The 20,285-nt window shown below is 49.5% G+C and carries 20 protein-coding genes, 1 pseudogene and 1 riboswitch; of the genes and pseudogenes, 18 read left to right on the top strand and 3 right to left on the bottom strand.

All coding sequences use genetic code 11. From position 1 onward, the window contains the following. Nucleotides 1-107: 107 nt before the first annotated feature. The 3 genes from DXA55_RS03000 (at nucleotide 108) to DXA55_RS03010 (ending at nucleotide 3,087) form a co-directional block, all read left to right on the top strand. A complete protein-coding gene (locus DXA55_RS03000; RefSeq protein ID WP_117804634.1) occupies nucleotides 108-341 on the top strand; it encodes a hypothetical protein in 234 nt (77 codons plus the stop codon). 159 nt (nucleotides 342-500) lie between these two features. Then, entirely contained in the window at nucleotides 501-1,736 is a 1,236-nt protein-coding gene (locus tag DXA55_RS03005; RefSeq protein WP_158565021.1) for a hypothetical protein, read from the top strand. A gap of 259 nt (nucleotides 1,737-1,995) precedes the next feature. Beyond that, nucleotides 1,996-3,087 carry a polysaccharide deacetylase family protein gene (locus tag DXA55_RS03010; RefSeq protein WP_117813007.1) on the top strand — a complete coding sequence of 364 codons (1,092 nt, stop codon included), beginning with the start codon at nucleotides 1,996-1,998 and terminating at the stop codon, nucleotides 3,085-3,087. An 87-nt stretch (nucleotides 3,088-3,174) separates the two neighbouring features. On the opposite strand, the gene typA is transcribed toward DXA55_RS03010, so the two are convergent. Next, the gene (gene typA / locus DXA55_RS03015; RefSeq protein WP_055220803.1) at nucleotides 3,175-5,004 is read right to left on the bottom strand and encodes a translational GTPase TypA; all 1,830 of its coding nucleotides are present in this window, start codon (nucleotides 5,002-5,004) and stop codon (nucleotides 3,175-3,177) included. A 405-nt stretch (nucleotides 5,005-5,409) separates the two neighbouring features. Between typA and DXA55_RS03020 the strand changes: the two genes are divergently transcribed. The 3 genes from DXA55_RS03020 (at nucleotide 5,410) to dapB (ending at nucleotide 8,108) form a co-directional block, all read left to right on the top strand. Further along, complete coding sequence (locus DXA55_RS03020; RefSeq protein ID WP_022461867.1) at nucleotides 5,410-6,039, top strand: single-stranded DNA-binding protein; 630 nt, start codon at nucleotides 5,410-5,412, stop codon at nucleotides 6,037-6,039. A 55-nt stretch (nucleotides 6,040-6,094) separates the two neighbouring features. Further along, nucleotides 6,095-6,269, top strand: a riboswitch (Lysine riboswitch). Between the two features lie 151 nt (nucleotides 6,270-6,420). Continuing rightward, nucleotides 6,421-7,311, top strand: coding sequence for a 4-hydroxy-tetrahydrodipicolinate synthase (gene dapA, locus DXA55_RS03025; protein WP_117813008.1), 891 nt, complete (start codon nucleotides 6,421-6,423; stop codon nucleotides 7,309-7,311). A 35-nt stretch (nucleotides 7,312-7,346) separates the two neighbouring features. Further along, nucleotides 7,347-8,108 (top strand): 4-hydroxy-tetrahydrodipicolinate reductase, encoded by a 762-nt coding sequence (gene dapB, locus DXA55_RS03030; RefSeq protein WP_117510456.1) that lies wholly within the window; start codon nucleotides 7,347-7,349, stop codon nucleotides 8,106-8,108. A 148-nt stretch (nucleotides 8,109-8,256) separates the two neighbouring features. On the opposite strand, the gene DXA55_RS03035 is transcribed toward dapB, so the two are convergent. Then, entirely contained in the window at nucleotides 8,257-9,174 is a 918-nt protein-coding gene (locus tag DXA55_RS03035) for a metallophosphoesterase family protein (RefSeq protein WP_117813009.1), read from the bottom strand. Nucleotides 9,175-9,283: 109 nt separating this feature from the next. Between DXA55_RS03035 and DXA55_RS17005 the strand changes: the two genes are divergently transcribed. Both DXA55_RS17005 and DXA55_RS03045 read left to right on the top strand, forming a co-directional pair. Continuing rightward, complete coding sequence (locus DXA55_RS17005) at nucleotides 9,284-9,442, top strand: hypothetical protein (RefSeq protein WP_158565022.1); 159 nt, start codon at nucleotides 9,284-9,286, stop codon at nucleotides 9,440-9,442. Nucleotides 9,443-9,529: 87 nt separating this feature from the next. After that, on the top strand, nucleotides 9,530-10,174 hold the full coding sequence (locus DXA55_RS03045) for a DUF4317 family protein (RefSeq protein ID WP_117813010.1): 645 nt from the start codon (nucleotides 9,530-9,532) through the stop codon (nucleotides 10,172-10,174). Between the two features lie 131 nt (nucleotides 10,175-10,305). On the opposite strand, the gene DXA55_RS03050 is transcribed toward DXA55_RS03045, so the two are convergent. Further along, the gene (locus tag DXA55_RS03050; RefSeq protein ID WP_117813011.1) at nucleotides 10,306-10,725 is read right to left on the bottom strand and encodes a hypothetical protein; all 420 of its coding nucleotides are present in this window, start codon (nucleotides 10,723-10,725) and stop codon (nucleotides 10,306-10,308) included. A gap of 167 nt (nucleotides 10,726-10,892) precedes the next feature. Here DXA55_RS03050 and DXA55_RS03055 point away from each other — a divergent pair, with 167 nt between their 5' ends. From DXA55_RS03055 to thyX, 10 genes and pseudogenes are all read left to right on the top strand, one after another. Further along, complete coding sequence (locus tag DXA55_RS03055) at nucleotides 10,893-11,105, top strand: hypothetical protein (RefSeq protein WP_117813012.1); 213 nt, start codon at nucleotides 10,893-10,895, stop codon at nucleotides 11,103-11,105. After that, entirely contained in the window at nucleotides 11,098-11,244 is a 147-nt protein-coding gene (locus tag DXA55_RS03060) for a hypothetical protein (RefSeq protein ID WP_330415090.1), read from the top strand. Before DXA55_RS03055 ends, DXA55_RS03060 begins: the two co-directional genes overlap by 8 nt. A gap of 60 nt (nucleotides 11,245-11,304) precedes the next feature. Next, complete coding sequence (locus tag DXA55_RS03065; RefSeq protein WP_117813013.1) at nucleotides 11,305-12,528, top strand: chloride channel protein; 1,224 nt, start codon at nucleotides 11,305-11,307, stop codon at nucleotides 12,526-12,528. Between the two features lie 265 nt (nucleotides 12,529-12,793). After that, nucleotides 12,794-13,684 (top strand): glucose-1-phosphate thymidylyltransferase RfbA, encoded by an 891-nt coding sequence (gene rfbA / locus DXA55_RS03070; protein WP_117813014.1) that lies wholly within the window; start codon nucleotides 12,794-12,796, stop codon nucleotides 13,682-13,684. Between the two features lie 179 nt (nucleotides 13,685-13,863). Continuing rightward, nucleotides 13,864-14,732, top strand: a pseudogene (gene rfbD, locus DXA55_RS03075) (dTDP-4-dehydrorhamnose reductase). Between the two features lie 496 nt (nucleotides 14,733-15,228). Then, the gene (locus DXA55_RS03085) at nucleotides 15,229-16,590 is read left to right on the top strand and encodes an MFS transporter (RefSeq protein ID WP_117813016.1); all 1,362 of its coding nucleotides are present in this window, start codon (nucleotides 15,229-15,231) and stop codon (nucleotides 16,588-16,590) included. Between the two features lie 112 nt (nucleotides 16,591-16,702). Continuing rightward, the gene (prmA, locus tag DXA55_RS03090; protein WP_022461849.1) at nucleotides 16,703-17,659 is read left to right on the top strand and encodes a 50S ribosomal protein L11 methyltransferase; all 957 of its coding nucleotides are present in this window, start codon (nucleotides 16,703-16,705) and stop codon (nucleotides 17,657-17,659) included. Nucleotides 17,660-17,701: 42 nt separating this feature from the next. Further along, nucleotides 17,702-18,454 (top strand): 16S rRNA (uracil(1498)-N(3))-methyltransferase, encoded by a 753-nt coding sequence (locus tag DXA55_RS03095; protein WP_117813017.1) that lies wholly within the window; start codon nucleotides 17,702-17,704, stop codon nucleotides 18,452-18,454. Further along, on the top strand, nucleotides 18,454-19,608 hold the full coding sequence (locus DXA55_RS03100; RefSeq protein WP_117813018.1) for a cysteine desulfurase family protein: 1,155 nt from the start codon (nucleotides 18,454-18,456) through the stop codon (nucleotides 19,606-19,608). The genes DXA55_RS03095 and DXA55_RS03100 overlap by 1 nt, the downstream gene beginning before the upstream one ends. 16 nt (nucleotides 19,609-19,624) lie before the next feature. After that, entirely contained in the window at nucleotides 19,625-20,281 is a 657-nt protein-coding gene (gene thyX, locus DXA55_RS03105; protein WP_117813019.1) for an FAD-dependent thymidylate synthase, read from the top strand. Nucleotides 20,282-20,285 lie beyond the last annotated feature (4 nt).

Here is a 20,285-nt window from a genome sequence, read left to right on the forward strand (position 1 = left end):
ATATGTCATTTGTGGAAAGCAGAGAATTTCCGGTTCGCCGGGGTCTCTGCTTTCCTTGTATTTTCGGGAGCATTTTGTTACAATGGAGGCAGAAAAGAGGGAAGCCTATGTGGATAAAAAAATTACCTGGCATCGTGGCAAATGCGGCGGTACTGATTCTGAATGTGTTTGCGATTCTGATGATCGTGGGGCTGTTTCTTCATCAGGGAACGACGGGGGAGCGTGTGAAAGAGACGATTACGCGTTTTTCCACGACGTCGCAGGAGTATTATGCGGAAGGCGAGGCATACAGCCAGACGAGCGACCGGGTGCATACGTATTCGGTGGAAGAAACAAGGTAATTATTCAGAGCCCCATCTCGATTCCGCTTACGCTGCATCTCGATGTGGCTTGTCGCCATATGAAATTCCAGAAAAAACTGCTCATTCATGCAAGCATGATTCGCAATTTTTTCTTCCATTTCGCATGGCTCTGAATAATTACCAAATAAAGAGGAAAAGATGAGGAAAACTATGCTCCAAGAGTGGAAAAGAAAAGGAAAAAAATTCCGCCATGAGGAAAAAGATGGAGAAGAAACGACGGAGCTTTCTGTGAAAATACGGGCGGCAAAATTTCGTGATCTGCCGATGAGTCTGCGGATTCTGATCGTGAATCTCAGTCTGTTTCTGATTCTGTGCGCCGTATTTTTTATGGCGGGCGCGTATCTGTATGCACCGCAGGCGGCAGGACGGAATTACGTGGAAGCATGCCTGGCAGGAGACTGGAACAGTGCATACGATGTATGTCAGTTCCCGGACAGCACGTTTCTGTCGCGGAAGAACTACGTCAATGCAATGACCTGGAAAGCAAAACAGGACGGCACTGACGGGCAGGAAACACCGGAGATCAAGAGCTTTTTCATGCGCAGAAAACAGAATCCTGAGACCGGGGAAAACAGGATTTATACTGTGCGGTACACGTTAAAAGGCGTGAGCGACTCGCAGGAAGAAACATTGGAGATCGCCGCCGGGGATACCGTAAAATGGAACTTCAAAGAGTGGTACGTTGTGCCGAAAGACAGCTACGTGACGGATGTCGAAATCACCGTCCCGGCGGATGCCTCGTTCTATCTGGACGGCGTGCAGGTCGGGAAAAAGTATTTAAAAGAGACGGCAGATAACGTCAGCATCTACAAAATCCCGTATCTCTTCCACGGCGGCCACACCATTGAACTGACCGAAAAACAGAAAGACCCATACCGCGAGATCATCCTCGTGCAGGACAACAGCAGCATGGAATTCCTGCCGGATTTAAAACTCAACGATTCCACCGGCAAAACCATCGCCGACCGTGTAGAAGAGTCCCTGGACAAGGTATTCACAGCCGCAGCCGCCGGAAAATCCTTCAGCACCATCAAAAACGAATTTTCCGCCGACACCGCCGTACAGAAAAACGCCAAAGAACAGTACCAGCAGCTCTGCGATGCCTGCCTGAACAGCGACACCAACACCGGAATCACCAGTATCACCGTGAGCAGCGTCTCCACAACCGTAACCAACGAATCCAAGCAGATGAAGATTGAAACTAACGTGACCGCTGCGATCGAGCGACGAACCCGTTTCCTCCATTTCTTCCGGAAAACCAAAACAGAGACGATCACCTGGAAAATCGAATCCGCCGTAACGCTGGAGAAGGAAACCTGGGTCATGGGAAGTGACTTCCTGAAGGGCGTTGATCTGGGAAAACAGACGGGCTGAAATTGAATAAGAACTACGCGAAAAAGAGTGATTCTGCATCCGATTTTCCGGGAACAGAGTCACTCTTCTTTGCTGCGATGAAGATGTTAAGAAACCATGAACTTAAATTTACCAGAAGTGGAAAAATGTAAGAATTTGTGCCTTGCATCTTAGGTCAGATCACGTTATGATAGTAAGTAGAAAAATGTCGAAAAACGTTTGCGTTACGATGGAAGAAAGTTCCGCAAAGGGGCGGGACGATGGAGTATAAACAGATCATATGGAAAGAAAATCATTGAAACAGAGAAGAAAGCAGATGCGCCGCAGACAGATGATGCAGAAAGTATCACGGATTTCCCTGTGTGTGGTAATCGGCCTTCTTTTTCTTGCGCTTATCTGGAAATTTGCGGGAGCGCAGCTTGCGAAAAAAGGAATTGTACTGAGTAATGACACAGCCGCAAAGACGGTGAGCGAGACGGCGCCGGAGGCGGAGGACGGATCGGGAAATGCGGGAATTAAGAAGCTTGCGGAGACCACGCCGCCGAATGAGACGCCGGGATGGCAGTACAGCTCGTCGGGCTGGTGGTACGCAACGGATGCCACAACGTACTACGTCAACGGCTGGGCAGATATCGACGGAAACCAGTACCATTTTGATTCCAATGGTTACATGGCGACCGGCTGGAAACCGATCGGCGGAAAAGGCTGTTACTTTGATGACCAGGGTGTTTACCAGCCAGACCGCAACGGCTCGATGATGGTAGCCCTGACCTTTGATGACGGCCCAGACGTCTATACCAGCACGCTTCTCGATACGCTGGAGCAGTACGGGGCACAGGCGACGTTCTTTATGCTCGGCAGCAATGTGGAAAAATACGGTGCAGATGTGATCCCGCGCATGGCGGCGATCGGCTGTGAGCTTGGAAACCATTCCTATGCTCATCCGAATATGAAAGAACTGAGCCTCGACGACGGCCTCGCCCAGTTCCAGATGACGGATGATCTGATTGCCCAGTACAACAACGGCCAGGGCGCATCCGTTGTCCGTTTCCCGTATGGAAACAGCACCGATGAACTGCTCGCATCTATCGGCCGCCCGAGCATCATGTGGGATGTCGATACCCTGGACTGGCAGACAAAAAATGTACAGGCAAACATCAGCGCCGTTCTCGACAGTGTAAGCCCGGGAGACATTATCCTGATGCATGATATCCACGAGACGACCGTAGAATCGTGTGCAACGATTGTGCCGGAGCTGATCAACCGCGGGTATGAGCTTGTCACGATTCATACTCTTGCAGCGGCAAACGGCGTGGATCTTGCAGCGGGAGAGACGTATTACGGCTTCCATGGCGGAACGACAAACGAATAGAAAACAGAATAGAAAAACGACAAAGAACCGCCGGTTTACTCTCAAATCAAGAGTGAACCGGCGGTTCTTATGTCGTTTTATAAAAATTTATTTCATTGCCGCTCTCTTACGAAGTCTGGAATCCAGCTCTTTCTTACGGATACGTAAGGAAACCGGAGTAACCTCAAGAAGCTCGTCCTTGTCGATGAAGTCCAGAGCCTGCTCCAGGGAAAGGATTCTCGGCGGAGTCAGACGCAGTGCCTCGTCGGAGGAAGAAGTACGGGTGTTGGTCAGGTGTTTCGTCTTGCAGACGTTCAGCTCGATATCCTCGGCCTTACCGTTCTGTCCGATAACCATACCGGCGTAAACCTTCTCGCCAGGTCCGATGAACAGAGTACCGCGCTCCTGTGCGGAGTACAGACCGTAGGTAACGGACTCGCCTGCCTCGAAAGCGATCAGGGAACCCTGTTTGCGGTATTCGATGTCGCCCTTGTACGGTGCGTAATCTTCAAACTCGGTGTTCAGGATACCAGTTCCTTTGGTGGAGGTCATGAAGATTCCACGGAAACCAATCAGGCCTCGTGCCGGGATTTCGAACTCCAGACGGGTGGAACCATCGCTTGCGCGGCTCATGCCGTGAAGCTCGCCTTTACGCTCGCTGAGGAGCTGGATGACAGTACCGGAGAACTCGTCCGGAACGTCAACGTATGCGATTTCCATTGGCTCGAGTTTGCGTCCGCGCTCGTCCTCTTTGTAGATAACTTCTGCCTTACTTACTGCGAACTCATATCCCTCACGGCGCATGTTTTCGATCAGGACGGACAGATGCAGCTCACCACGGCCGGAAACCTTGAAGCAGTCTGCGGAATCAGTCTCCTCGACGCGGAGAGAAACGTCAGTGTTCAGCTCACGCATCAGACGGTCACGCAGGTGGCGGGAAGTTACGTATTTACCTTCTTTACCGGCCAGCGGGCTGTCGTTTACGATGAAGTTCATGGAAATAGTCGGCTCGGAGATTTTCTGGAACGGGATGGAAACCGGGTTGTCCAGATCGCCGCAGAGAGTATCTCCGATGTGGATATCCGGGATACCGGAAACAGCAACGATAGAACCGATGCCTGCCTCAGTAACCTCTACTTTTTTCAGTCCGTCAAATTCATACAGTTTGCTGACCTTTACTTTTTTCTTCTTGGTCAGATCGTGGTGGTTGACCAGCATAACGTCCTGGTTCACGCGGATCGTTCCGTTTTCAACTTTGCCGACACCGATACGTCCAACGTATTCGTTGTAGTCGATGGTACTGATCAGAAGCTGTGTGCCAGCTTCCGGATCGCCGGTCGGAGCCGGGATGTATTTCAGGATGGTCTCGAACAGAGGAGTCATATCCTTCGGGGTATCGTTCAGATCGAGTACTGCATGACCCATCTTTGCGGATGCGTACAGAAACGGACAGTCAAGCTGTTCGTCAGATGCATCGAGGTCCATCAGAAGCTCGAGCACTTCGTCGATAACTTCATCCGGGCGTGCTTCCGGGCGGTCGATCTTGTTGATGCAGACGATAACGGACAGATCCAGCTCGAGTGCTTTTTTCAGCACGAATTTGGTCTGCGGCATAGCGCCCTCGAATGCGTCTACAACCAGAATAACGCCGTCTACCATTTTCAGAACTCGCTCAACCTCGCCGCCGAAGTCCGCATGGCCTGGGGTGTCGATGATGTTGATTTTCGTTCCTTTGTAGTAAACTGCTGTATTTTTGGAAAGAATGGTGATTCCACGCTCACGCTCGATATCGTTCGAGTCCATGACACGTTCCTGAACCTCCTGATTGGCACGGAAAACGCCGCTCTGTTTCAGAAGCTCGTCTACCAGTGTAGTTTTACCATGATCGACATGGGCGATGATGGCAACGTTTCTTACATCTTCTCTCGTTGTTTTCATTTCTTCATTCCTCTTCCTATGGGTTGACCCTGCCGGGTTCAATTTTTCAAAATTTCAAGCCGGCCGGGAATGTTTATCACAGCACAAAGGCAGGTGCCTTGCCGTTTTGTCTCTGCTGGATGCCTGCCTATCTAAACTATTATAGCACAGAACAGAGAAAAAAAACAGGGAAGATGTGACATTTTTTGTATTGCAATGGTAGAAAATACGAAGCATGTGGTGCGGTTTTTACAGAAACATATACAAAAAATTGGGCAGAATGCTGATTTGAATAGAAATAAAAAAATCTGGAAAAAAGTGGTTCTGAAAAAGAAAAGTGGTTCATACATTAGGATTATAGATCAGCAAAGTACCGATCAGAAATCAATATTCAGAAAGAAAAGACAAAGGAAGGGGATTTTCATTATGGCAGACAAGATGATTGAAAACAATCAGGTGGTTATCATGGGAGAGATTGTCTCCCCGTTTACATTCAGCCATCAGGTATTCGGAGAGGGCTTTTACCTCGTCAATGTGATGGTCAAGCGGTTGAGTGAATCGCAGGACATCATTCCGGTGATGGTCTCCGAGCGGCTGGTGGACGTATCACAGGATTACCAGGGTGAGTGGATCTGCATCAGTGGTCAGTTCCGGTCCTACAACCGCCACGAGGAGAAGAAGAACCGTCTGGTACTCTCCGTATTTGCGCGGGAACTAAGCTTCGTGGAGGAAGAGGACGATTCCGTCAAATCCAACCAGATTTACCTCGATGGATACATATGTAAACCGCCGGTCTACCGGAAAACACCTCTGGGAAGAGAGATCGCCGACCTTCTGATTGCGGTCAACCGTCCGTATGGAAAATCAGATTATATCCCGTGCATCTGCTGGGGACGGAATGCGCGGTATGCCTCTGCGTTTGCCGTGGGCGGCCACGTTCTCATCTGGGGACGGATCCAGAGCCGGGAATATATGAAGCGGCTGAGCGAGACGGAAATGGAAAAGCGGACCGCATATGAGGTTTCGGTGAGCAAGCTGGAATACAGTGAGAGTTAAAGCGCGATCCGCTGTTGACAAGAAAATTTAATGATGCTATAGTAAGAGCAGAACTGAAGTGGATAGAGGTCGCATTACTTCAAGAGTACCTTTTCGGATGCCTCAGCAGCAAAAGAAGAAGAGGAAAAGGGAAGAATGCCGAAGGACATCCGGCGCTGAACCGGTATGCTCCTGGGCGCAGGTTGAAAAAATCTGCGACTGTCATCGAGAGATGGAGAGCTATCTGATCATAGATACTGCGTATGTGTGAATTTGGAGGCGATCTTATCGGGGATGAGGCGCCTCTTTTTTAAACGGAAAGTGAAATTTTCCGTGAGAGATAAGCTCCGGCGACTGATTTCTTATGGTTTTATCTGACACAACATACAGGAGGAAAAGAGAATGTCTATTTTTAAAGGTGCAGCTGTTGCAATGATCACACCGATGACCGAAACACAGGAAGTGAATTACGAAAAACTCGGAGAACTGATTGAGGAGCAGATCGCCGGCGGAACCGACGCCATCGTTATCTGCGGAACCACCGGTGAGGCTTCGACCCTGTCCCATGAGGAGCATCTGGATGCCATCAAATATACCGTGGAAAAAGTAAATCACAGAATCCCGGTAATTGCAGGAACCGGCTCCAACAGCACGGAGACAGCAATTTATCTGTCTCAGGAAGCAGAAAAATACGGCGTGGACGGACTTCTTCTCGTTTCTCCGTATTACAATAAAGCAACACAGAAGGGCCTGATTGCACACTTTACCGCAATCGCAGACAGCGTCAAAGTGCCGGTCATCCTTTACAACATTCAGGGCAGAACCGGCGTAAACATTGCACCGGAAACGATCGCCTATCTGTTCAACAACGTTGAGAATATCGTTGCAGTCAAAGAGGCTTCCGGAAACATTTCCCAGGTCGCAAAAATTATGCAGCTGACCGATGGAAAGATCGATCTGTACTCCGGAAACGACGATCAGGTTGTGCCGATCCTTTCCCTTGGCGGAAGCGGTGTAATCTCCGTTCTTTCCAATGTAGCACCGCGCAAGACCCACGACATGGTACAGAAATTCCTCGACGGCGATGTGGCCGGATCCAGAGAAATCCAGCTGAGAGCACTGCCGCTCATCGATGCGCTGTTCTGCGAAGTAAACCCGATTCCGGTAAAAGCAGCGCTGAACCTGATGGGCAAAGAGGTTGGACCGCTTCGTCTGCCGCTGACCGAGATGGAGCCGCAGAACCAGGAGCGCCTGGCAAAGGCTATGAAAGATTTTGGAATCAAACTGGCTTAAGTTAAGAATACACGAAGTAAAGAAGGAAAAAGACAATGGTTAAAATTATTATGCATGGCTGCAACGGCCATATGGGACAGGTCATCACCGGCCTGGTAAAAGAAGATGCAAATGCAGAAATCATAGCCGGAATCGATATGAACGACAACGGCCAGAACGATTACCCGGTATTCAAAAGCCTGGCAGAATGCGATGTTCCGGCAGACGTAGTCGTTGACTTTTCTTCCTACAAGGCAGCCGACGCACTGCTCGATGCCTGCAAGGAGAAAAAACTTCCACTCGTCCTCTGCACCACAGGCCTCACCGAGGATCAGCTCAAAAAAGTGCAGGAGACCAGCAAAGAAATCCCGGTTCTCCGCTCTGCAAATATGTCCCTTGGTGTGAATACGCTGATGAAACTGGTACAGGCAGCTGCAAAAGTGCTTGCCGAAGCAGGCTTTGATATGGAGATCGTGGAGAAACACCACAAACTGAAATGCGACGCTCCAAGCGGAACCGCCATCGCCCTGGCAGACAGCCTGAACGCGGCAATGGACAACCAGTACCACTACGTATACGACAGAAGCCAGCGCCACGAGCAGCGTGACCCGAAAGAAATCGGAATCTCTGCTGTACGCGGCGGCACCATCGTCGGCGACCACGACGTCATCTTCGCAGGCCCGGACGAGGTTGTTACCCTGTCCCACAGAGCATATTCCAAGGGGGTTTTTGGAAAAGGTGCTGTAGAGGCCGCAAAATTCCTGGCTGGAAAGCCAGCCGGTATGTATGATATGCAGGATGTGATTGCTGCGAAGTAAGGCAGAAGCAGGAAATAGAAAAGATAAAAAAGAAGGCAGGCTGTGTGCAGTTGCACAGCCTGCCTTCTTTTGAGCTGCTTTTCTGTTTTAGCCAATGAGTTTTTTCACTTATGCAGCGTAATAGGAATACGTTCCTCTGTCAAAAAATCTATTTCAGTTCCCGTTCCGCTTTTTCCCAGATCTCTTCGTCAAGATCAGTCAGCGCCAGTGCATCCGCAAGTTCCCGCACCCGTTTTACCGTGAGATAAAAGTAATTGATACCGCAGGTCAGCGTCCGCTTTAAGGAGCGGGCAAGGACACTGCCGTGGGTTTCCAGTTCGGCACGGTCGAACTCGGCGAGATAGCCCTCGAGATCATAGGGGATCTGAAAACATTCGATCTGCCATGTGCTGTTTTCCAACGTCAGAATTGCGAAGTGCGCATGGCCGCCGACATCATCAAGCGCAAGCCCAAGGGATCCTGGATTCAGATACGTTTTTCCTGCGTATTCTTTCTGTTCCTGCTTGTGGCTGTGGCCGCCAAGCAGGATGGAGGCATCGAGATTTTCCAGATGAGAAAGCAGGAGCTCCGGATGCAGCCCGAAATTCCCTCGGATTTCACCAGGTGCGCCGTGGCAGAGCCGAAGTGCCGGGAAAAGGGATTCACGGCAGGTGTCCGGTGTAACTTCTTCCTGCGGTACAAAAACGGGAACCAGTTTCCCGGCTCCATCCATTTTTCCAATCAGAACACCGTCTGTCGGCAGCTGCTCAAAAAATTTTAGATCCTGATCGGTAAGATTCCGAAACGTGTAATCCAGAAGCCCGCTCGTCGAAGAACCCGCCTTCCAGTTCTGCGGCTGCCAGAGATTCTCAAGCAGATATTCCTCCCGGTTGCCGCGCACCAGATAGCACGGAAACTCCTCCTGCATTTCGCGGAGCACCCCCATCATCCTCTGCGGAAACGGCCCATCCGTCACAAAATCTCCCAGCCCGATGATACCGTCAATTTGCTGCCTGCGAAGAAACTCCATCACCTCCGAGAGTGCATAATAATTCCCATGAAGATCACTGATTACTGCTAATTTCATGTGTTTTCCTTTCTATGTCAAAATCATAAAATGCGAGATACTGTCTTGATTTTATCAAATGGTGAGAAGGAACGCAATTTATAAAAATATAAGCCAGGCAATTGATGAAATGATGGAAGACAGCAAAACGGAAGGCATTGAAAAAGGCAAACTTGAGGTGTTATCAAATTTATTAAAAAAAGGAACGATCAGCATTCAGGATGCCGCCGACTGTATGGCAGTGTCTGTGGCGGAATTTAAGAAGCTGGTCAATAAGTATCCCATCTGATTCCGAAAAACCTGCTGACAGAAAAAGCATGTTGTGATAAGATCAAAGGCAGAGAGTTTCGAATATCTTTACTGTCGGAGGGAATGTATGATTAATCGGGAAGACATGCTGGAGCTGACGAGGAGGATGACGCCGGCGCGGACTTCGTTTGTGCGGATGGCGGGTTGCTATACGGATTCGGATGGGGAGTATGACGGCAGTTTCAACATTCATTTTCTGAAACTGTCCGGTTCGGAAAAGGCCAGGAATCTGGCGATTGCCAAGAAAATTCCGTTTGCGGAATCGAATGAGAAGCTGCGGGAATACCGTTTTCCGGAAACATCCCAGGGGCCGGGCAGTATCTGGCAGATGCTGATGGCGCTGCGGGAATGCGGACTGAAGAACGATGCGCTGTTGGAAACGTTCTATGATATCCTGATCGAAGGATTGCAGATTCACGGGGCTTATGCCATTTACATGTTTTATGACCGGTATGATATTCCGGCAAAGGCTTCCGATAAAGAGCGCCTGGGGGAATCCGAGGAGATGTTCCCCTATCTGATCTGCGCTGTCTGCCATCTGGTTGGAGAATACGAGCCGGGAAATCCTATCTGTGGATTCCTGTTTCCTGCCTTTGTGGACCGGAGCGGAGATCTGGAACGGGTTGATATTTATGCAGAGCGTGCAGCGTGGGGCGATCGGATAGCCAGCATTCTTGGCGCGAAGGGCAGAAAATTCAGATGCGGTCTGTAAAAGAAAAAATCAAAATTGACGGATCAAACCAGGTGCTGATGTGCCTGGCAGTAAAAAAACTTCCCGGCGAACCTGCATGTATCGTTCGCCAAGGGAAGTTTTTTAGATACGGGAGCAGCAGAAGTGCATATTTACTGTGCCATCCCCGCTCCATTCTGTGTAGTTGCTCCGTTTTCCTGCGGATTCTGCGTCTCATTGTCGCCGCCGCTTACCACATCGTCCACCGCGCGGCCGACATCCTCAACGCCCTCACCGACACCACGGGTCACATCTTCAGCGGCGTCGCCGACATCATCCCCAAGGGTATTTCTATCCCCGGTATTTGTGCCGTTGGCATTCCCATCGGTGCCCTCCGTCACATCATTTACATTGTCGTTTGACGGCATCTCTGTCGTATTGACGTCGTTTCTGTTATCCGTCTGTCCCATGTCGCTCTCCGTGTTGGTATTGCCATTTCCGGTGTCATTCGTGGTGTTGTTTCCACAGGCCGTCATCCCGGCCAGTAATACCGCCAATGCCAGCGTCATACACACTCTTCTGATTTTTCTCATCTTCAAAATCTCCTTTCCCTAACAGTGTCTGGACAGTTGCTAGTATTTGAAAAATGCCGGAAAATATACGGAAAAAAGAGGCTTTTGGAAATCTTGACAAAGGAAGAAAAAAACACTAAAACAAAAAGTACGAAAACGGACTAAAAACGAAAACAGGATATATCGAAATGGAAGTCAATCCGGCAAACCGGCGGGAAAAAATCATCAGTCTGACTGAAACGGGAAAACAGTATGCGAGAGAGCTGATTCTTCCGCTGTTTCAGTCCGAGGAGGAAGCTGCGGCGCAGTTTACGGAGCAGGAGATGACAGAAGTAATCCGGATGCAGGAAAAATTTGCCGACGCACTGGCAAAGAGTATGGAGGAGAAGGAAAATGAGTGAAAAAGTAACAGCAGGAAGAGATTACCTCGGTGGATTTGCGCCGGAGTTTGCAGCGTTCAACGATGATATTTTATTCGGAAAAGTCTGGGCGAAAGAGGACAATCTGCCGCCATTTTGTATGTGGAAAAGGTATCCATAGTTCACAATCTGTCCGCTTCGTGATATGATAACAGCAGAATTCGAAAAGGAGAGAAAGAGAATGAAAGAAGAACTGAAGAAATCCCTTCGCACCTACGGCGCCCTGCTGCTGCTCGGTGTGACCGGCGTTCCGCTCGGTGCGGCAGTCGGTCTGATTGAGGCGCTGTTCTGCCGTCTGCTTTTGAAAGTCACGGCTATTCGCGTGGCACATCTTTTCTGGTGTCTGCCGTTTCTCGCTATGGCAGGTCTTGTGATCGTGGCAGTCAATCAGAAATTCGGTGGCAGGGGAAAAGGAGGCATGAGTCTGATTTTTGATGTAGCGTATGAGGAGGAGACAGAGCTTCCGCTTCGCATGATTCCGCTGGCAATGCTCTCAACGGCGTTGACGCATCTGTTCGGTGGAAGTGCCGGCCGCGAGGGCGTTGCCGTTCAGATCGGTGCTGTGTTTTCCTATTTTGCCGGCAAAAAATTACCGTTTAAAAACGCGCCAGGTATCTTTCTGGTAACCGGTATGGCCGCCGGCTTTGCGGGCATGTTCGGAACGCCGATTGCAGCTGTGATCTTTGCGGTAGAGGTGCTCGCTGCGGGTGAAATGCGGTACGAGGCACTGCTTCCGGCGTTTACCGCATCTTTCTCTGCGAGCGCTGTAGCTTCCCTGCTTGGAATCCGCAAAGAAAATCTGGCTGTCCACATCAGCGAAAGCCTGACACCGTTCCTGCTGGTGCGTCTGATTACACTTGGTATTATTTTTGGAATCACAGGCGGCCTCTTCGCCTGGTGCTTAAAGCACACGAAAAAATATCTCGGCGAAAAAATCAAAAATCCGCTGGTACGTGTTTTCTCCATCGGTGTTATCCTTAGCATTCTGTTCCTGGTTCTGTACCGCGGACGGTATTGCGGCTTTGGAACGAATCTGGTGGAAGCGATATTTCATGGGGAAAAGGTATATGCATATGACTGGGCGCTGAAATTTATCCTGACAATTCTGACGCTGTCCGCCGGGTTTCAGGGCGGCGAGGTAACACCGCTGTTTACCATCGGAGCAACCCTGGGAGCAGTCCTTGGCAATCTGTTCGGTATTCCGGTGGAGCTTTCCGCGGCGCTTGGCTATGCGGCGGTTTTCGGTGGCGGAACCAATACCTTACTGGCGGCTATTTTCATCGGCGGCGAGATTTTTGGCTACGATTATCTGCCATATTTCTTTATTGTCTGCACCGCGGCCTACGTATTCAACCGCAACAGCTCGATCTATTCCCGCCAGAAACTGACGAAATACAGCTGCTGATAACAGAAACGTCACAAAGTTATCACACACCGTTACGTGTTACAGTTCACTGGTGCCCAGCGAACTGTAACATTCGCAACCCTCATTTAAAGTTTTGCTTCGCAAAAGGAGGGTTGCTCACACCTGAAACATGTTCTTACGCAGCGAAACAGCAAGTGTTTCACTGCTGAGTGAACAGTAACGGTTACGTTACGATACGGGTTGACGCGTTTCCGGGAATGAGGTTATACTAGAGGTATCATATACGAAAAAGGAGTAACGAATTATGAAAGGTATCGTACTTGCCGGAGGTTCCGGCACACGTCTTTATCCGTTAACTATGGTAACATCGAAACAGCTTCTCCCGATCTATGACAAGCCGATGATCTATTATCCGCTGTCTGTTCTTATGAATGCAGGCATCCGCGACATCCTGATCATCTCCACACCGCAGGACACCCCTCGTTTTGAGGCACTGCTCGGAGACGGCCATCAGTTCGGTGTACAGCTTACCTACAAAGTGCAGCCAAGCCCGGACGGACTGGCACAGGCCTTCATCATCGGCGAGGAGTTCATCGGGGATGATTCCGTTGCCATGGTGCTCGGCGACAACATCTTCTTCGGACACGGTCTGAACAAACGCCTGAAAGCAGCAGTAGAAAACGCTGAGACCGGAAAAGGCGCAACCGTATTCGGCTATTATGTAGATGATCCGGAGCGTTTCGGAATCGTAGAATTTGACTCCGAGGGAAAAGCCATCTCCATCGAAGAGAAACCGGAGAAACCGAAATCAAACTATTGTGTTACAGGTCTGTACTTCTATGACAACAAAGTCGTAGAGTATGCAAAGAACCTGAAACCGTCACCGCGCGGAGAGCTTGAGATCACCGACCTGAACCGGATCTATCTGGAAGACGGCAGCCTGAACGTTGAGCTTCTCGGACAGGGCTTCACCTGGCTGGATACCGGTACACATGAGAGCCTGGTAGAGGCAACCAACTTCGTAAAAACCATCGAGACCCATCAGCACCGCAAGATTGCGTGCCTCGAGGAGATCGGTTACCTGAACGGCTGGATCGGCAAAGACCAGCTTCTGACCGACATCGAGCCGCTGAAGAAAAATCAGTACGGTCAGTATCTGATGGATGTGATGAACGGAAAATATATCGACAAATAAAAGCGAACAGCGCTGAAGAAAACTGCCCCGGAAGAAAAATCCGGGGCAGTTTTTGAAAAAAGTGCTTGACCATGACATAACGTCATCCTTTATACTCATGGTACAAACAGAAAATCAGACTGAAAAACAAGAGACAGACAAAACATAACGATAACAAAATCAGAAAAAGGAGAACCATTATGAGAGTATTTGTAACAGGTGTAAAAGGCCAGCTCGGCCATGACGTCATGAATGAACTTGCAAAACGCGGTCATGAAGGAATCGGCGTTGATATTGAAGAAATGGATATCACCGATGCAGAAAGCGTAAGAAAAGTCATTACCGAAGCAAACCCGGATGTCGTAATCCACTGTGCAGCATGGACGCTGTAGACCTTGCTGAGGATGATGACAAAAAAGAAAAAGTACATCAGGTCAATGCAGTCGGAACCGAGAACATCGCAAAAGTCTGCCATGACCTTGACTGCAAAATGATCTACATTTCCACCGACTACGTATTCGACGGCCAGGGCACCCGCCCGTGGGAGCCGGATGATGAGCGTCATCCGCTGAACGTATACGGCCAGACGAAATACGAGGGAGAGCTCGCGGTAGAAAAATGGGTGAAAAAATTCTACATCGTCCGCATCGCATGGGTATTCGGCGTGAACGGAAAGAACTTCATCAAGACCATGCTGAACCTTGGAAAGACACACGATCATCTGACTGTTGTAGATGATCAGGTAGGAAGCCCGACCTACACCTACGACTTGTCCCGCCTGCTTGTCGACATGGCGGAGAAAGAGAACTACGGCCGCTACCATGCAACAAACGAGGGACTCTGCTCCTGGTATGAGTTCGCCTGCGAGATTTTCAAACAGGCCGCTGAGATCGATCCGGCTTACGGAAAAGTAAGTGTATCACCGGTAAGCTCTGACCAGTACCCGGCAAAAGCAAAACGTCCGTCCAACAGCCGCATGAGCAAAGAGAAACTGACCGAGAACGGATTCGAAAAACTGCCGACCTGGCAGGATGCGCTGCACAGATATCTGCGCGAGATCGAATTCTGATAGCAAACCCCGAAAATAACGCAAAAAAGCAGTTCTGAATTTTTTTATCCTCTTCCGGCAAGAAAACACGTTCGGCGGTGGGAGATGAATTTATAGCAAGACCAGAAAATAACGCAAAAAATTCAGCACTGCAGAGCGTGAATTACTGCGTCACGGATTTTCGTCGTACCCCGGTACGCCTTCAAATCAGTGACGCAGTAATTCGCGCTCTGCAGCACTGCCTTTTTTGCATTATTTTCTGGTCTTGCTATAGTTTCTGAGATTGCTATAAACATTTCCAATAGGCGGAGCCCCAGGTAAAACGGGGGCTCCTTTTTCTTATGCCAAACCCATGCATTCAACAGGGAGAATGCCCTTTTTTCTTTTGTGAATATTGACAGAAAATGCCGTTAAAATTCTCACATTGGATCCGGGTATTTCTGTTGACATTTGAACATGAAATTGCCATTATGAAAGCAGAATCTTTACGTATCCGGCAGGGGGCAGGAACGTGAAGATGACAAAAGAAGGCATGGGGGATGAAGCAATGAAAAAGAGTCTGTTTTACCGGGCAAAAAAGATGCCGCCATCTGCGCAGATCATGCTGCTGTTTGCCGTCGAAGGTGTATTTCTGCAATATATCACATCGATCAACGGTTTCGGCCTGAATCTGTATGCGACAAACATGGGTGCAACCGACAGTCAGATCGGTATTATCCAGATGGTGCCGAACATTGTAGCGTGTGCAGCACTGCTGCCGCTTGGAATTCTGGCGGATCGTCTGAAGTCGACAAAGACGATACCGATGCTTACGCTTCTTGTGATGTGTGCCGGCTATGCATTTCTTGGAAGTGTACCGGCACTCGGCGAGAGATGTATGGAGCTGTTTTTTGTATCACTGGCATTTACTGCGGGGGCGCTTGCTATTTACAATGCGCAGTGGCAGGCAATGTTCGGTGCTGCGGTTTCACTGCGGCAGCGAAACGATGTCTATGCCTTTCGGAATCAGTTCATGTTTGTGATTGGCATTCTTGCACCGGTGATCTGCGGGATTCTGATGGGAAGATGCCACACGGCCGATGGAAAGCTTCTGGTACTCCGAAGCTTCTTTTATCTGTGTGCTGTCTGTGTTTTGCTGCAGGCCGCTGCAATCAAAAAAATTCCGGTGGAACAGCAGGAGGAGGGCAAAGCTCCGGCAGAAGCGGGGAAGGCATCCTCACGTTTTTCTGTTTCTGATCTGCTGGAGGCGATCACAAGCGTGGGGAAAAATAAAGCATTGCGCTGGTTTTTCGTGCCGGTGGTCTTTTTCTATATCACCTGGCAGCTTGACTGGAGCATGTGGTATTTAGGACAGGTCAAATATTGCAAAATGTCGGAGATGACACTTTCCATCTGCAACGGTGTTTTCAATATCGGTCAGCTTGCGGCAGTTGGAATGATCGCGAAGGTTGTCCGGAAAAAATCGCCGGATTTTGCACTGATTTTCGCCGGGATCGGTCTTTGCTTCTGCCCGGTTATTATGATTTTGGTTCCACATTTACCGTTGGCGTACCGCGGGGTTACTTTTATTGTTCTGATGACGGTTCTGAACGCCCCACAGTGTGCCGTTGCACTCTGCACGGTACAGATTCTTTTAAATGCCGCACCGGAAAAGAACCGTTCGCTTTTGATCGGCCTCTTTACGATGATGACGACGCTGACCAACAGTGTTCTGCCGTTGCTTGGTGTCCGTCTGTATACGGCACTCGGGGCAGACCTTACGGCACTGTACCGGTTCAACCTGATAGATCTTGGGGTTCGCATTTTATCCACACTCGGGCTGATATGGCGTTATCAGAAGGCGAAAAAAGATGGCTTTCTGACAAAGATTTCGGATTGAGACGGGCCGTAAAAGCCGAAAATAACATTTACAACAGGAACGATATCGTGTATGATAAATGTGGCTTTCTTTGCACGTATGGAAAAGAGAAGCGCAAAAAGGAGTTTAAACAATGAAATGGAATAAATTTACATTAAAAACAAGATCGGAAGTGGAAGACATTGTGATCTCCACTCTGGCCGATGTGGGAATCGAAGGCGTGGAAATTCAGGACAAACAGCCTTTGACCGAGAGCGACAAACAGCAGATGTTCGTGGATATCATGCCGGATATTCCGGATGACGATGGCATTGCCTACCTGAATTTTTACCTCGATGTGGATGAGGACAAGGAGAAGGTTCTTGCAGATGTCCGCGCGGCACTTGCAGAAATGCAGGAGTTCCTGGACCTTGGAGAGTGCACCATCACAGAGTCTGAGACAGAGGACAAGGACTGGATCAACAACTGGAAACAGTATTTCAAACAGTTCTATGTAGACGACATTCTGATCATCCCGTCCTGGGAGGAAGTAAAGCCGGAAGACCGGGATAAAATGATCATCCATATCGATCCGGGCACAGCCTTTGGAACGGGTATGCATGAGACAACACAGCTTTGCATCCGTCAGTTAAAGAAATATGTGACAAAGGATACCGAGCTGCTTGATGTCGGAACCGGAAGCGGTATTCTTTCGATTATTGCACTGAAGCTTGGTGCGCGTCATGCGGTCGGAACAGACCTCGATCCGTGTGCGGTTCCTGCAGTTGAGGAAAACAAAGAAGTCAATGGAATTCCGGTAGAAGCGTTTGATATGATGATCGGAAATATCATTGATGACAAAGAAGTACAGGACAGAGTCGGATACGAGAAATACGATATCGTTACCGCAAATATTCTTGCAGATGTTCTTGTTCCGCTGACGCCGGTAATCGTACACCAGATGAAGCCGGGCGCTGTTTATATCACATCCGGCATTCTCGATGTGAAAGAGGAAGTTGTCAAAGAGGCAGTCGTTGCAGCGGGACTTGAAGTAGTTGAAGTTACACATCAGGGCGAATGGGTTTCTGTTACAGCAAGAAAACCGATGTAAATTAAGAAAAGCGAAACACCAGAAGAGAAAGAGAACAGATTCATGTACCGTTTTTTTGTAGAAGAAAGTCAGATTTATGACGGCACTGTCCACATCACGGGCAGTGACGTTAATCACATCAAAAATGTGCTCCGCATGCGGCCGGGCGAAAAAATACTGGTCAGTACCGGAGGCGAAAAGGAATATCATTGTGCTGTTTCGGATTTCCCGGAAGGGGAGGTTCTTGCCGCAGTAGAAGAAGTCACAGCAGCAGACAGAGAACTCCCGTCCGGAATTGTGCTGTTTCAGGGTCTGCCAAAAGGTGACAAAATGGAACTGATCATCCAAAAAGCAGTGGAACTTGGTGCGACGGAAATTGTTCCGGTGGAGATGAAACGCTGCGTTGTGAAGCTGGACCGGAAAAAGGCGGAAAAGAAAGCAGAGCGTTGGCAGACGATCGCGCTTGGTGCGGCAAAGCAGTCCAAACGGATGCAGATTCCGACGGTACACATGCCTGTTACATTTCAGCAGGCGCTTGCAATGATAGCAGAATCAGACGTTCGCCTGATGCCGTATGAGAACGCAGAGGGGATGGAAGGAACGAGAAAAATTCTGGAATCCATTGAACCGGGTGAATCTATTGCGATCCTGATCGGACCGGAGGGCGGCATCGACAAAGCGGAAGTGGAAATGGCCATGAAGGCAAAGGTAGAGCCGATTACGCTCGGAAAGCGCATTCTGCGCACGGAAACAGCCGGAATGACCGTGCTTTCCATTCTGGTGTATCTTTTAGAAGGAAGGGAACGAACAAGATAATGGAAGCATATCTGGACAATTCCGCAACCACCTGTGTTTATCAGGAAACCGCAGATCTCGTCTGTGATCTGATGGTAAATCATTATGGAAATCCGTCTGCGATGCATCAAAAAGGGGTAGAAGCAGAACAATATATCAGAACCGCCCAGGAAACGCTGGCAAAGATTCTGAAAGTCAAAGAAAAAGAAATTTTCTTTACCTCCGGTGGCACAGAGTCCGACAACTGGGCGCTCGTCGGAACAGCAATGGCAAATAAGAGAACGGGAAACCACATCATCACAAGCGCGATCGAGCACCCGGCCGTGTCGGCACCGCTGGCATTTCTGGAGGAGCAGGGATTCCGTATTACGCGCCTGCCGGTAAATAAAGAAGGCCTTGTGGATGTGAACGAACTCGAAGAAGCGATCACGCCGGAGACGATTCTCGTTTCGATTATGTATGTCAACAATGAGATCGGTGCTGTTGAGCCAATCGGGGAGATCGGACGCAGAATCAAGGCGAAAAATCCGAAAACGTATTTTCATGTCGATGCGATCCAGGCGTTCGGCAAATACCGGATTTATCCGAAACGGATGGGCATCGACATGCTCTCCGTGAGCGGCCACAAGATCCACGGACCGAAGGGAAGCGGCTTTTTATATATTGATGAGAAAGTAAAAATCCGTCCGCTGATCTTAGGCGGCGGCCAGCAGAACGGCATGCGTTCCGGAACCGACAATGTGCCGGGCATCGCAGGCCTTGCGAAATCCGCTGAGATCGTTTACAAGCATTTTGACGAGCAGACCGCGCAGATGTGTGCCTGCAAACATCGTCTGATCGAAGGATTACGGGAGCTGGACGATGTGGTCATCCATGGCATGCCGGAAGAAGATGGTGCGCCGCAGATTGTCAATGCATCGTTCTTAAATGTGCGCAGTGAAGTGCTGCTGCACACGCTGGAGGACCGCCAGATTTACGTTTCCGCCGGAAGCGCCTGCTCATCACACAAGAGAGCCGGAAGCCCGACGCTGACTGCCATCGGCGCATCGAAAGCCGAGATGGAGTCTGCCGTGCGGTTCAGCTTCAGCGAATTTACGACACTGGAACAGATTGATTACACCCTGGATACGCTGCGCGAGGTACTGCCGATGCTGCGCAGATTTACCAGGAAATAATAGAAAGAGGAAAATTATGATTACAATACAGCCGGAAATTGAAATCCTGAGCACCGAATCCTACGAGGATATGCTGCGCCGGATCGAGAAAATCGGAAGAGTCTGCTACAAGAGCGAGGAGCGCATTGGAGAAGGCACTGCAGAGAAATTCATCGCAGGCATCATCAAACGCGGCCATGAATCCGTCATTGAGCACGGCTCCATCACTGTAAAAGTAACGTGCGACCGCGGCGTGACCCATGAGATCGTCCGCCACCGTATCGCAAGCTACAGCCAGGAGAGCACCCGCTACTGCAACTATTCGAAAGATAAATTTGGAAACCAGATCACCTGTATCGACCTGGCAACCGGATTTTCCTATGATCTGGACGACGAGAACGACCGTAAAAAATACGAGGTATGGCAGAAAGCAATGGAAGCTGCGGAGCAGTATTACTTCCAGATGCTCGAACTCGGAGCAAAGCCGGAGGAGGCAAGAAGCATTCTTCCGAACTCCCTGAAAACCGAGATCGTCATGACCATGAACTTAAGAGAGTGGCGCCACTTTATCCGGCTTCGAAGCGCCAACGCCGCACATCCGCAGATGCGTCAGGTATCTGACCTGATCCTGAAGAAATTTTCTGAGAAATATCCTCTGTTCTTCCGCGATCTGGCTGAGAAAAAAGGAGAATAAAAAA

It is taken from the genome of Blautia sp. OF03-13, from assembly GCF_003460685.1.
Taxonomy (GTDB): Bacteria; Bacillota; Clostridia; order Lachnospirales; family Lachnospiraceae; genus Fusicatenibacter; species Fusicatenibacter saccharivorans.